Raw genomic sequence first — 13,453 nt, 5'->3', positions numbered from 1 at the left:
ATGGACGATTTCAAAGGGCGGCATTTTACCGGCGAGGTCATCCTGTGGGCGGTGCGCTGGTACTGCCGGTACGGCATCAGCTACCGTGATCTCGAGGAAATGCTGGCCGAACGTGGCATCGATGTCGATCACACGACTATCTATCGCTGGGTGCAGCGCTACGCGCCGGAGATGGAGAAGCGGCTGCGCTGGTTCTGGCGGCGCGGCTTTGATCCGAGCTGGCGTCTCGATGAGACTTACGTCAAGGTGCGGGGTAAATGGACCTACCTCTACCGGGCAGTCGACAAACGGGGTGACACGATCGACTTCTTCCTGTCGTCGACCCGCAGCGCCAAAGCCGCGAAGCGCTTCCTAGGCAAGGCTCTTCGTGGCCTGAAGGACTGGGAAAAGCCGACGAAACTCAACACTGACAAGGCACCCAGCTACGGCGCCGCGATCGCCGAGCTGAAACGAGAAGGAAAGCTTGCCCCGGAAACCGAACACCGGCAGGTGAAATACCTGAACAACGTGATCGAGGCCGACCATGGCAAGCTCAAGATGCTGATCAAGCCCGTGCGCGGTTTCAAATCGATGGCCACAGCCTACGCCACGATCAAGGGCTTCGAGGTCATGCGCGCCCTACGCAAAGGGCAGGCCCGGCCGTGGTGCCTGCAGCCAGGGATCAAGGGAGAGGTGCGTCTGATCGAAAGATCATTTGGCATTGGCCCCTCGGCCATGACCGAGGCCATGGGCATGCTCAATGAGCATTTCGCCGATGCGGCCTGATCCCAGAAAAGGTGCGATGCCGCTCGGCGGTCCCGAATGTTTGCAACAGAGCCCTACGCGCCGCTTCACGCAAGGCGTCAGGCGCCTCTGGATCATCGGCAATCGCGCGCCAGTCGTCTTTCGATCCGCGACCAATAAATAGTTCGAGGCGCTGCGAACCAGGCGTTTTTTGAGCACCCCATGCCTGCGTCCAGAAGTCTTCACGTTCCCGTGGGATCTCGCTAATGTTGGTTTTGACGAGAACGGCTCGGGAGCCACCATCAACGTTAGCGTGATCATCTCGGCGCTCATTTTTTGGTTCTTCGAGATATCGCTCGAAGCCGGCGGGCGTGACCTCACGCGCCCAGTCTGCAGTGACATAGCGTTCGAAGTTCAATGCAGCATTGGCGCCGCCGGCCGACGAGTTCGAACCGCCATCGCGTGCCGCTGCGCCAGTTGAAAGATCACGCGTTTTAGACACCGACGTGCACCGAAAATGGAAGCTGGTCTTGCCATCGGCGGCGACCGGCCGGCCAGGCAGTGGCGCGGGCAGACGAAGATCGATAGGCTGGCGCCATCGGTTGCGCATGGCCGCTCGCCCTCGCCCTTCAACCTCGTCTTTGCGATTGGCGCGACCGAACCGAACCGATCCAACGATGGCTTCTTCTTCCTGGCGCACAAGAAACCGTCGTAGCGCTGTGCTGACAAAAGTAATGGATGATGGCACGGGCACGAGATCGGGTCCTGAGTGGGTGAGTGTGAAAGTATTGTGGCCCGTATCGACCACGATCGGAATACCCCCCTCGTGCACGGACCTGGCTTGTCTCTCGAAACGAGGACGCCGCCCGTCTTTCTATCGGCGATCAAGCCTGCAACGGCCCGTTACGGGAGGTATCGGCGACGGTCGCAAAATCGCTGACAAAGTCGACGAAACTCCGCGACGCTAACTCATGAGGCCAACGCCGGTGGGTTAGCACTATTGCGCAAAATCTAACTTTTTCTGGACCTTCTCGCACGCGTCGTGCGCATGCACGTGCACCATGCACGTACGCGCGTGCGTCGTGCGCGTACGCACGTGCGCGCGCGCAGGTACAAAACAGATTCGGCGTTACCCACGCCAGCCATGTCGCATGCGGCCATACTGCAGCGGTCGACGTCGATGTGCGATGTCCGGATGGAGGCTGTACTATGAAGGATAAGTTGCCAGGCGCAAGCGATGAAGTAGCAGCAGCGGTCAGCGCATTGGCCGCGCGGGCACTGGCTCATGCGGATGAGGATCCGAACGCTGTGTCGCGGGTCGCCACGCTGTTCGAGAGCGGGGCGCGTATCGAGGAGCTTGAGCGCCTACTTTTAGCGTTGGTACCGCAACACGTGGACGTCGCCCAATGGCATGCCTGGCTTGATGCAGCAAGCCGGGCGCCAACGGAGCTTCGCCTCAGCAATCCGGACAGTGGCCGGAAGCCTGCTGCCCGAGGCGCGCTTGTCTCCGCCGCCAAGAAACGTGACGAAGCAGCTGCAACCGTCGCCGATCTGGAGGAGAAACTGGCACTGGCAAAGTCCACGCTTGCACAAGCGACCGAGGAAGCTGCCGCGGCCGATAGCCATTTGCGCAAGACGGTTGCCTATCGCGTCCTGACCGACCTCTCAGCCCTGATGGCTGGGGTGTTCGCGATGGGCCCGGCCTGGACGATCATGAGGTCCGTCAGCCGGTACGTCAGACCGACTCCGGAGGTTCTGGACGCAATGACCCCGGACGCTCGCGCGCGAGTGCAGCCTCTGATCGATAATGCGGGTCAGGACAGTTCTGAGATGCTCGATTTGCTCGACCGCTACACTGGTGATGTGCTGCTCGAACTGCGCCTGCGAGATCGTATCTTGAAGACGCTGCGTGAGCATCACAAGCAGGCGGAGGTCGAGCTCGCAAATCGGCACGTCCCTGGCTTCAAACTGAGTCCTGCGGCCAAGCGTTTATCTCGCCGCAGTGAAGACAGAAACACCAGCGTGCGGGCTGGATTGGCAGACCGCCACGATGTGCTTGCCGGTTTGGTCCCGCCCTCGCCGCCGACCGACGCTCGCGACGCAGGGAATGCCCTCGACGAAGGATGGTAATGGGTCACATGCGATCGGCCCTTGGGCCTCACCCGGGCGCTGCGCGCAGCTTATATGCGACAGAATGGATTATGGCGCATTGCGCTTGTGCTATCGCGTTTACGGGGACGGCTCTGCACTTCGCCGTCTCGCGATCTCATCCATAAGGCGAGGCACCGAAATCGGGCAATGTTGCTGGTCCGATTTCGGGTTGCTAAGCCCGGGTCTGATGCGCGATCCTTGCTGCCAATTCGATCATGCGATCGGCAGAAGGTAAGCAGTTATGAAGGCCGATCAGCGAGGCGCCCGATCTGAAATTGTGGTGGATGCCGAGTTGGTGAATTGGATGCTGGTGCGCGACATCGACCCGTTCGATCATGCGAAAGTCAGGGTCCGTTTGGCGGGTCAGATTCTAAAGGACCGGCTTGGCCGGTTCGCAGATCGAAGCTGGATTATCACCTCCCCTGTCCGATCGCGCCGTCACCTCATAGCCGCCGGCGCGGTCGTGCGTACCCACGGGTCCACATATCGTCTCCTTAGACGAAGTGACCGCGAAGATCTTGAACTCGACTGACCTACTTTGACCGCCAGTAACATCGGATGGAGTATCCGAAACGGCCTCGCAAAACATCTCCGCCGCAATCCGCAATTCCCCCTTTCCAACGGGTTGGGCTGGGTGGAGTGGAGTGGAGGGAGGGAGGGAAATTTGGCTAGTGGACCCTGGGTTTGAAGATTCGGTGCAGAGATGAGGTTAACGTTGAAATTTTTCTTTTGCGCTTAGGGTTTGATGGGCCGCCCAGCTTGGCTGGGCGGCACGCCGGGCCGGCAGGCCTCGGCGTGTGGAGCGCGCTTATCGCGCGCCAGGTCCGAAGGAGATGCTGAGGCATTCCCGCGGACCGTTCCGGCTGGGCCGGGAGATGAAGGTGGGAGTGAGTGTTACCGACAAGCGGGATGAAAAATCGTGAAGTCGGTGGCGCACCTAACACAAGGATGTGAATGATATGAACACCACCGCAATCTGCAACTTGCTCGCTCGTCCTGAAGCTGAAGTCTTCGAGTTCATCAACACCGAGCGCGATGGCAAGTTATAGCTCCTCCTCGTCTCACAGGCGAGCATAGCGTCGGCGGCCCCGACCGTACCGGCCTATTGGATGGGATTTAATGACGAGGAGGAATATGAGAAGGGCCTCAAGTGAGTCGCGGAACGTCGTGCGCTGTGGCAAGACTGGGGTGCGTTGGGCATGAAATCGCGCCCTGCACTGCGCGATCACATTGCGGCCCTTCTGCGTGCGGAACCGATGGATCCGATTGTAAAGGCCTTTCAGTTATCGGTGCAGGAAGAGGGCCGCCGTCTGGTTCTGACAACACTAGGCTGGAATGGCTTTAACGAGGTCAACACAGAGGTCTGGGCGCGCACATTCAAGGACATGGCAAGCAGCGTGCGAGCAGCCATATGGCTCTCGACTGACCATGACCGCACGAAGGCATTCATTCGGGCCATCGAGGCGGATGGCCTGCGTAAAGCGAATGCAGCACTGGATCGCGAACTGGCGCGCCGGCATTGACCCTGCCAGGGGCTGGCGTCATGCCAGCCCCTACTGGCACATCCAATATGCCATCCGATTTCATCCATTCTTTCGGGGATGATCGCCGACCCGTCATGTCGGCACGCCTTCGTTAAATTAGCCTTCGTTAAATTAGCTGTTGTCTCAATCGATGAATCGATCCACGCTTTCAAGGCAATCAAGTAACTGGAAAGACGTAAATGCCGCGGAGCAATGCCCCCCTCACCAAGAAGAAATGGCGGTTTGCGGAACCCGGCATGTCGGATATTCTGGAGTTACTTGGATCGGCCCCGGTCCGTGCAACAATCGAACGCGAATTGCCGTCTCTTCTTGCCGGCGAACTGCCGCAGGATGGCAAAGGTTCTGAGCGGACACGCGGTCTGATTACCGAAATCCTGTCACGGATCAAGACCGCCAATCAGAACCCTGCAGCTCTGATTGTACGCTTGTGTACAGATGCCGATGAGCTGGCCGATCTATCCGATGACATTCTATGCGGACGGCTCGTTTTTCCGGGCAACGGCCTTTCGTTGACGCAAATGCGGGAATTGATCCGGCGCTACCTGCCATCTGAACTCAGCAAAGATTTGAGGATCGATCCGGCCCAGTTTTGGAACAGGCTCTACAACGCTCAACAAAACGATCCCGAACTTCTGCGCCTGATCTTACGCGGCGATCTTGGCGGCGCATTGGCACTCGCTTCCACGCCCAGCCACGACGCTCAGGCTAACCGACTGAGCATCATCCGTTGCTCCGCATTGCTGTTCTATTCGATGACCGCGCGTATGCGCGCAGCCCTCATTTGCAGGTGGGCCACTCTCCCGATGACCGAAGCCTTTGGCTACGACACCAAATGGCAGTTCGAAGGTCGATTGCTCATGGAAAATCTGATCAAACCCGGCAAACAAATCAGCGCCCTGCCCCATCTCGCAGCAAGCTCAAAGTCGGCTGACATTTTCGAGGGGTCTTTCCTCGTACGCTCGCAAGTCCTGGAAATGGCCAAAGCCATCGAGAAGAGGTTGCCATTGAAGCGGCGCCAGCGAACCTTCGATCAGATCGCGAAGCACGCTCAGCATGTCAGCAACAACGTACGTAATCTTGCGAGCGTGACACCGCAGACTTTATCGGCTGAAAGGCTAGGGATGTCTGATTTTGTTGAAGGCCGCCTTGGAGTTAGCGCGTCGCATGCTGCGGTGCTTGTTTCAACCATGCTGCTCAAAGCGCCTGACTACATCGACCAATGTATCGAGGCTGCACAGATCGGGTCATCGGCACCCAAAGCAGATTTGCCCCTGCATTGGCGGTCAAGCCGACGCCTCACACGAACGACGCAGTGGCTTCGACTACACGGTCGCACCGACCGCCATGCGCGATCATACGGTAATGGCGACGTGAATGACAAGGCAGGTGCAAGAATGGTAGATGCTGCATGCCAGCTCTTTACGTCACAACCGCCCGTGAGTGCCTTTGAACACCTCCGGATAGATCCGGCAGCATGGTTTCAGGTACAATAATGATTCCGGGTTACCCACGACGGGCGGATCGGCGAACGCCATGCTACACACATGGATCAGCCTCGCTCCAGCACCGTCCCAACACCGCCTTCCCGCGATGATGGCTTATGGGCGAAGAATTTGGAAGACCTCGTCCGCGTACTTGCGCGCCAGGCGGCGCGTGCTGACCATAAGCGAGCTATGGTCGCGCAAGGTGACAGAAAGTGATCGGTTATGCTGATGAAGACGCAACCTCGTGTCGCCGTGTACGGCCGACATTCGACGGCGATGCAGACTGCAACGTCCAGTTCGGATCAGGCCGCTTCATGCGCGAAGCTGGTGGACTACTTGAACGGGGCCGTCACTGACACGTATCTCGATCCGGAGTTTTCCGGATACCGCAGAGATCGCCCTGCGCTTCAAAGACTTCTGCGCGATATTGAAGCAGGGCTGATCGATGTCGTCGTTTGCGAAGCCCTTGATCGTCTTGCGCGCGACGCTGAAGACGTTGCTTGGCTCGGTAAGAAGCTGAACTATCACCGTGTAGCCCTTCACACCGTCACCGAAGGCCATGTCGACGAAATCAAGTTCGCGGTCGCCAGCCTGCTCGGCGCCATATTCCTCAAGAATCTGATCGACAAAACCTTAAGAGGCATGGAGGCCGCTGTACTCGCCGGTCGGTTTGCCGGGGGGCGCGCCTATGGGTACAAGCGCGTCATCCGCCTCAACGCCAACGGCGAATTGATCCGCGGTTTACTCGAGATCGATCCCGTGCAGGCGGACCTGGTCAGGCGCATACTCACAGACTTTGCCGCGGGACAATCATCGATCCAAATTGCCAAGGCACTCAATGAAGAGGGCGTGCCCGGACCGCGCGGCGGCGCGTGGAACGCATCCTCCATTCGCGGGGACCCCAAAAAGGGTACGGGCATCCTCAACAACCCGCTTTACATCGGCCGACTTGTCTGGGGCCGTCGCCAATGGCGCCGCAATCCCGACAGCGAAAAGCGTGAGCGTCGATATCGCCTGCGCGACAAGTCCGAATGGGTCGAGGTGGAAGTGCCCGACCTCAGAATCGTGAATGATGAACTATGGGAGGCTGCACGCACTGAACTCGAGCAGCGTCAGCGCCCATCAGCCCAAGGTGGGATCGGTCAGCAGAATCGCAAGAAGCATCTTCTTTCTGGCCTGATCCGGTGCAGTTGCTGCGGCTGCGGATACACGATTTCCGGCAAAGACTATTATCGTTGCGCTGGTCAGAAGGAACGCGGAACCTGCGATAACACCATGTCAGTTCGGAAAGGCGCCATCGAGACGGCGACGCTGAGCGTTCTCAAAAACCATCTGCTCACACCGGAGCACACCAGGGTCTTCGTCGAAGAATACAATCGCACCGCGGCGCAATTAGCAAAGCAGAGCCAGCACCGCGACGATGATGCGGCGGCACGGCTCGATCTGGTGACGCGTGAACTGGAGAATTTGTCCGCCAATCTGCTGACTGGGGTCTTGAGCCCCACCCTACAGCGCTTGCTGACTGAGCGCGAAGAGGAGAAGGCCCTGCTCGAGGCGAGACTTGTAACCGCAAGCGCGCCAGTTGCGCCGCCGTTCGCAGTCAACCATGGTGATCTGCAAGATCTTTTTGCACGCAAGGTCAGCGACCTGTGTGAGACACTGAACGATGCGGCAGTCCGCACAGAAGCAGCTGGTATTCTTGCTACACTCATCGAGAGCGTGACGATCTATCCCGAAGGCCCGGATGGACCGGAGGCCGAGGTAGTCTCAAAGGTTGCGGATTTGGCGGCTTTTGCCCTGAACGACAACGCTATTCCTGGTGGGCGCGTCACGAGTTCCATGGCGGTGGTTGCGGGGGTAGGACATTTAATTTAGCATATAACTTTGATTTATTTATATATTTTCAGTCGACTTACCCGTACCACCCCCAAAACTACCCCCGCACGGGGGTCGCTGCGTTGAAACGTGCAATGGACGCGCTCATCTGAGAGGGCCGCCACGCCTGACGCTTTATGTCGCCGCAGCTCTTGTCGGCAAAAGGCGCAAGTTCGAGTCTCGCGAGTAATTTGAAGCCACCGACGCGGTGGCTACGTGGCGAAGCGCGCATCTACATCGCCTACGCCGAACCTTTTCATCTGGACGAGGACAAGCATGAACTCACCCATATGGTGTTCATCTCGCTGTTCCCGAACTGGGCCGGACCGACTCAGCCGCGCATCATAAGGGTTGAAGACGACTGTGAGGTGCTGAGCACTGAGCCGAATCGTGTTTTCCGGCAAAACCCTAAATTCCTATCTGGAATGGCAGCGCGCAGACGCTTGCTCGTTATCATCGCGCTGAGAGCGCTCACAGTGCCGGCAAAACTTCCAGGCCGCGGGTCTGCATCCCATCAGGTGGTATAGCCGTATCTGGTTTGGCAATGCCAATGGTTCGGGCAGCCAATCCCGCGCCCAGCCGTTGAAGACGGCGATGGAAGAGTGCCAGGACGGATCGATGGGAGAAGCAGCCATGGCAGACGAGCGGATCAGATTGAGCTCGGCCATCCAGCTTGCGGCCACGGGCGATCCGGTGGGTCTGCGGCGCGTCTACGACATGACCTGCGCGAAACTCTTCGGCATCTGCCTTCGCATCTGTGGCGACCGGGAGGCAGCAGAAGACGTTCTCCAGGACGTTTACGTGAAGGTCTGGCGCCGCGCGGGTGCGTTCGATCCGAATAGAGCAAGTCCCATCACCTGGCTAGCCACGATCGCGCGCAATGCCGCGATAGATTGGCGGCGCGCTGACCATCGCTTCGATTTCGCGCCCGAAGGCGTAGCCCTCACGATTGCGGACGAAAGCCCACTGGCCGATGCGGTGGTGGAAGGTGAGGACCAGAGCCGGCGCCTGCGCCTCTGCCTGGAAGGTTTGCAACCACAGCAGTCCCTGGCGATACGCCGGGCTTTCCTGGACGGGCTGACGTATCAGGAATTGGCCGAATGCGCCGGCATACCGCTTGGAACGGTCAAGAGCTGGATCAGGCGGGGCATGCAGAAGCTGAAGGACTGCCTGGGCGATGGTTGAAACGCCGAAAGATCGGGACCGCGAGGCCCTTACAGCGGAACTGGCGCTCGGCCTGCTGGACGGTGCGGAGCGCACCGAGGCGTTGCGGCTCTGCCTGTCCGATCGGGACTTCGCGCAGCAGGTCGAGCAGTGGAGCGCGAGACTTTCGCCGATGCTTTCCACAGTGCCCCCCGCACAGCCTTCGGCGCGGGTATGGGAGGCGATCGCGGCGCGGATCGGGGCTCCGGCGCCCGCCGCTTCGGGTCGGCTGCTCGTCTGGCGGACTGCCGCCCTGGCTGCTGGAGCGCTTGCTGCGTGCCTGGCGCTGGTGGTGGCGATGCGACCGGAGACCGTGACACCTGACACCAGCGTCGTGGTGTCGCAGATGACGGATGCGAGCGGCGGCGCGATGATGGCCGTCGCCTACGATCCGCACCGCGGGGTCCTGCGGTTCGACGCCCATCCCCCGAATGAAGGCGGCAAGCGCCCGGAACTATGGGTGATCCCCGAGGACGGGGCGCCGCAATCGTTGGGATTGCTGGCTTCCGGCAACGCCGAGATCGCGATCGCAAATTCCGCCCGCCACTTCCTCAAAAGCGGTGCGACCCTGGCGATCACCATGGAAGATCCCGCCACCGCACCGCACAAGGCCCCTAGTGCAGCGCCGGTCATGACCGGGAAAATTTCGGAAATCTGATGCCCTCTGCATCCGCGCGGCCCGGCGCGTCGTATCTGGAACGCTTCCCGTAAGAATGGAATGCGCAACGGAAGAGAGGATGTCAGACATGCACGCCCTACCCCGCACGCTTGCAACCGCGCTCACCGCAGCCCTGCTGCTCTCCGGAGCCGCCTCTGTCGGAGCGAAAGCGCCCACCAGTAAGTCGATGGCCAGTAACCCGATGGTAGGCGGCGCCGCCATGTATCCGACCAAGGACATCATCGACAACGCGGTTAACTCCAAGGATCACACCACGCTGGTCGCCGCCGTCAAGGCTGCTGGTCTTGTCGATACGCTCAAGGGACCGGGGCCGTTCACGGTATTCGCACCCACCAATGCGGCTTTTGCAAAGCTGCCTTCCGGCACCGTGGACACGCTGCTGAAGCCTGAGAACAAGGCCAAGCTTACCGAGATCCTGACCTATCACGTCGTCGCCGGCCGGATGACCGCCGCCGACATCGCCGCCGATGCCATGGCCCACGGCGGCAAGGCCATGCTGACCACAATCGAGGGCGAAAAGCTGACCGCGTGGAAGGACAACGCCGGTGCCTGGTGGCTGACCGATGCCAAGGGTGGCAAGGCCAAGATTACCATCGCCAACGTCATGCAATCCAACGGTGTCATCCATGTCGTCGACACCGTATTGATGCCCTGAGGGCTCGCCGAATGGGGCTCGCCAGCGCTTGTCGACGAGCCCCATTTGACTTGCCCCGAATAAGGCGCGTCAGTATCTCCTTCTTCGTGAAAACCGGCACGTTCCAGGAAGCCACGAAAAAGGTGTTTCATATGCGCATCCTCCCTCGGTCCGCCGCTGTTGCCGCACTCGCGGCATTGCTAGCGCCTTCGCTGACGCATGCGCAGTCCACCGGCCTGGAAGATATGGTCGGCGCGCGGGCGGCGCAGGCCGACGCCGAAATCCAGCGCCGGGGTTATCGCAATGTCGGCGGTGAAAAGGGTGACGATCGCAGCTATGCCTACTGGTGGAGCGAAGCGCGCCACCAGTGCGTTTCCATTGCCACAAAGGATGGCCGTTTCGACTCGGTCATGCCGACGACGCCGCCGGACTGCCGGCAGGATGCGCGAAGCGACCATCCCCGATCATCCGACCGTGGCCCAATTCACCCCCCCGTTCACCACGGCTACGTCGCCGCCGATGAGCTGTCACGAATCTGCCGGAACGAGGCAGCGGCAGCGTTCGACCGCCGTCCCAGCGAAGTAACCGCGAATGCACCGATCCAGCAACGCAGCGGCTACCTCGTGCAAGGGTGGTATGACCGCCGTGATGCAAGCAAGGGCACCAAGTTCTTCAATTGTCGTTTCGACATCGACGGCCGATTTCTCACGGTTAATTGATCCGGCGCCGATGAGGGCGCGCAGGGTTGTTGAACAGGCGTACAGTGCCTCGGCTCGACCGAATGCTGTTCAGGTAACCACAGAGATAGATTGTCAGTACCAGCGTCCAAGCGTGCAGCAGAGCAGAACGATCGCAGGTTCAGACTTTTTGAGGCAACACATTCAAGGGCTTTCCGGAGACGCCGACATAGCGGTCGTAGACCACGTTATCGCGGATTCCTGATAGCTGCCGTCGGTTCACCGAATTGCGGCTGAACCTGAACGACGTGTCGTGGAACAAAAACGACGTTCGCGGGCTGCCCCGGGAACGGCAGAGCTCAATCCAACAGCTGCCGTACCTGAAATGCTGCCCTAAAGCGCGTCCTTCCGAGAAAATCTGTCAATTTGCCGTATCTGTTTTAATATCCACAGTTTTACTTGCCGAGCCATGGCAATTATTATTGGAAATTTTGACTTGCCGGACTTTTTGAATTTGGTGTTCGGAATGCCTATTTACTTACTGCAGCATATAAATACCCAGACAGGTCGCCAAGCCAACGACCAAATTCATAGGTAGCCCGATTCGCACGAAGTCGGCGAACCGATAATCCGCAGCAGCGTAGACCATCGTGTTCGTCTGGTAACCGATAGGCGTTGCAAAGCTCGCGGAAGCAGCAAACATCACAACCAGAACAAGGGATCGGGCATCGACACTAGCGACCTCAGCGATACCAATCGCAATCGGGGTCATGATCACCGCCACGGCATTGTTAGTCACCGTTTCGGTCAGGGTCGAGGTCGCCGCGTACAGAACGATCAGGAGAACGAGCGGCTCAAGGTGAGCCATCCAAGGCGCCAGCGTATCGACGATCAAAGCTACGCTTCCGGCTTTCTCCAGCCCAAGACCGAATGCCAGCATGGCAAAGATCAGGACAATGACGTTGCCGTCGATGGCACTCCACGCTTCCTCCGCATCAATGCATCGCGTCAAAAGGACGAGTGCGACGGCAATAATCGCCAGCGCGAAAATCGGCAGCACATTGAGTGCGCCCAGCACGATTGTCCCGGCGAGTGCGGCTATGGCAATTGGCGCCTTGCGTCGGCGATAACGGCGGATCGTGCTCGTATCCTCAGCGATGAAGTTGGCGTTGTCATGCAACTGAGCCGCAGCCTGTTCGCTTGCTGCCACCAGAAGGTGGTCGCCGGCGCGCAGGCGCGCGTTGGCAAGGTCCGGACCCGCCAGATGACGAGGACGGCTAAGGCCGAGGATGCGCACGCTCAGATTGGATAGGAATGGAATTTCGCGCAGTGTCCGCCCAATTGCAGGGTGGGTTGGCGCCAGCGTCAAGCCTACTAGGCCCATCCCGTCTTCGCGTTCATCGTTTGCGAGACGGATCGGCCGACCAACATTTTGAAGGCCGACAGATACCTCATGAGCACGCGCCAGTGCATCGAGTTCGCGCGCATTCGTCGATACGATAAGGCGATCGCCACTTTCAAGCGTAAGATCGGTGGGAGGCTGCCGCAGGATCCTCGAGCCTCTTCGAACGCCGAGCAGGCGCGTTCCACCTTGCCGCAATGTCTTCAAGTCACCAATTCGCAGACTGACACCTTTGGGCCGAACGATGGCCAGCTCGGTGAGGAACAGCCGCTCGCTGGAATCCGACATCTCGTCATCAGGCCTGTTCGGAAGCAACCTGGGACCAAGTATGAGTAAAGTCAGGCACCCAGCGACGAGAGCGATCAATCCCACACCGGTTATTTCAAAAATGCCAAACGGCCTCAGGCCATTTTCCTGCGCTACGCCGTCCACCAGCAGATTGGTCGATGTGCCCACCAGTGTCAGCGTGCCGCTGAGGATCGCCAGATAAGACAATGGGATGAGCATACGCGTCGCGGCGATCCCCACGGTGCGAGCCAATCGCTTTACCAGAGGAATCAGAACCATCACGACAGGGGTATTGTTTACAAATGCCGGCGCCACCATTGCTGTGCCGAGCATTTCTGCGACAGCCTTTTTCGGACTTTCTTTGGCGCGCGCTACCATCAACTGAGCGATGGCATCAATGGCGCCGGTTCGGACTAATGCTCCCGAGAGTACGAAAAACGCGGCAATGGTGATGGGCGCAGGATTGGCAAATACGGAAAGAATGTCTGACGGTGCCAGCATGCCGGTCGCGAGCATGAAGGTCGCGCCCGCGATTGCCACCACCACCGGCGGAAAGCGCTCGGTCGCAAACGCCACGAAAAGCAGGAGAACCAGCACCAGGCCGACAAATGGCTGTGCACTGGTCCAACCCGCGATGATAGATTGCATTGCTTCTTAACCCTCGCTCGAAATGGACCGGCACTTGCCCCCCGCCACCATGCGGCTTTCGCTCATTCTTCATTTCTTAGAATGGAAGAACGGACGAACACACCGATAGTCGCTCGCACGGCATTGAAAACCCAAATTAAGCCAA

13 protein-coding genes are annotated in these 13,453 nt (G+C 59.2%); 11 read left to right on the top strand and 2 right to left on the bottom strand.

The genetic code is table 11. The features are described from left to right. The gene (locus tag NTCA1_RS22815; protein ID WP_159831955.1) at positions 1-765 is read left to right on the top strand and encodes an IS6 family transposase; all 765 of its coding nucleotides are present in this window, start codon (positions 1-3) and stop codon (positions 763-765) included. Here the strand turns inward: NTCA1_RS22815 and NTCA1_RS22810 are convergent. Continuing rightward, positions 737-1,531 carry a hypothetical protein gene (locus NTCA1_RS22810; protein WP_159831954.1) on the bottom strand — a complete coding sequence of 265 codons (795 nt, stop codon included), beginning with the start codon at positions 1,529-1,531 and terminating at the stop codon, positions 737-739. The genes NTCA1_RS22815 and NTCA1_RS22810 overlap by 29 nt on opposite strands. Before the next feature lie 401 nt (positions 1,532-1,932). Between NTCA1_RS22810 and NTCA1_RS22805 the strand changes: the two genes are divergently transcribed. From NTCA1_RS22805 to NTCA1_RS22760, 10 genes are all read left to right on the top strand, one after another. Further along, positions 1,933-2,853: a hypothetical protein gene (locus tag NTCA1_RS22805; protein WP_159831953.1), complete on the top strand. Its 921-nt coding sequence runs from the start codon at positions 1,933-1,935 to the stop codon at positions 2,851-2,853. Between the two features lie 262 nt (positions 2,854-3,115). Beyond that, positions 3,116-3,406 (top strand): hypothetical protein, encoded by a 291-nt coding sequence (locus tag NTCA1_RS22800; RefSeq protein ID WP_159831952.1) that lies wholly within the window; start codon positions 3,116-3,118, stop codon positions 3,404-3,406. A gap of 667 nt (positions 3,407-4,073) precedes the next feature. Continuing rightward, entirely contained in the window at positions 4,074-4,397 is a 324-nt protein-coding gene (locus NTCA1_RS22795) for a hypothetical protein (RefSeq protein ID WP_159831951.1), read from the top strand. Positions 4,398-4,654: 257 nt separating this feature from the next. After that, on the top strand, positions 4,655-5,911 hold the full coding sequence (locus NTCA1_RS22790) for a hypothetical protein (RefSeq protein ID WP_159831950.1): 1,257 nt from the start codon (positions 4,655-4,657) through the stop codon (positions 5,909-5,911). 213 nt (positions 5,912-6,124) lie between these two features. Further along, positions 6,125-7,777 carry a recombinase family protein gene (locus tag NTCA1_RS22785; protein WP_159831949.1) on the top strand — a complete coding sequence of 551 codons (1,653 nt, stop codon included), beginning with the start codon at positions 6,125-6,127 and terminating at the stop codon, positions 7,775-7,777. 137 nt (positions 7,778-7,914) lie between these two features. Next, positions 7,915-8,304 (top strand): lipocalin-like domain-containing protein, encoded by a 390-nt coding sequence (locus NTCA1_RS22780; protein WP_159831948.1) that lies wholly within the window; start codon positions 7,915-7,917, stop codon positions 8,302-8,304. 91 nt (positions 8,305-8,395) lie between these two features. Further along, complete coding sequence (locus NTCA1_RS22775; protein WP_159831947.1) at positions 8,396-8,962, top strand: sigma-70 family RNA polymerase sigma factor; 567 nt, start codon at positions 8,396-8,398, stop codon at positions 8,960-8,962. Beyond that, positions 8,955-9,638 (top strand): anti-sigma factor domain-containing protein, encoded by a 684-nt coding sequence (locus NTCA1_RS22770; protein WP_159831946.1) that lies wholly within the window; start codon positions 8,955-8,957, stop codon positions 9,636-9,638. The genes NTCA1_RS22775 and NTCA1_RS22770 overlap by 8 nt, the downstream gene beginning before the upstream one ends. Positions 9,639-9,726: 88 nt before the next feature. Then, positions 9,727-10,314 (top strand): fasciclin domain-containing protein, encoded by a 588-nt coding sequence (locus NTCA1_RS22765; protein ID WP_159831945.1) that lies wholly within the window; start codon positions 9,727-9,729, stop codon positions 10,312-10,314. 86 nt (positions 10,315-10,400) lie between these two features. After that, positions 10,401-11,012, top strand: a complete 612-nt coding sequence (locus NTCA1_RS22760) for a hypothetical protein (protein WP_159831944.1) — start codon at positions 10,401-10,403, stop codon at positions 11,010-11,012. A gap of 496 nt (positions 11,013-11,508) precedes the next feature. On the opposite strand, the gene NTCA1_RS22755 is transcribed toward NTCA1_RS22760, so the two are convergent. Beyond that, on the bottom strand, positions 11,509-13,308 hold the full coding sequence (locus NTCA1_RS22755; RefSeq protein WP_159831943.1) for an SLC13 family permease: 1,800 nt from the start codon (positions 13,306-13,308) through the stop codon (positions 11,509-11,511). Positions 13,309-13,453: the final 145 nt, after the last annotated feature.

It is taken from the genome of Novosphingobium sp. TCA1, assembly GCF_009811895.1.
Classification (GTDB): Bacteria; Pseudomonadota; Alphaproteobacteria; order Sphingomonadales; family Sphingomonadaceae; genus Novosphingobium; species Novosphingobium panipatense_A.
Note: the sequence above shows the minus strand (reverse complement) of the source record. Positions and strands in the feature narration are given on the sequence as shown.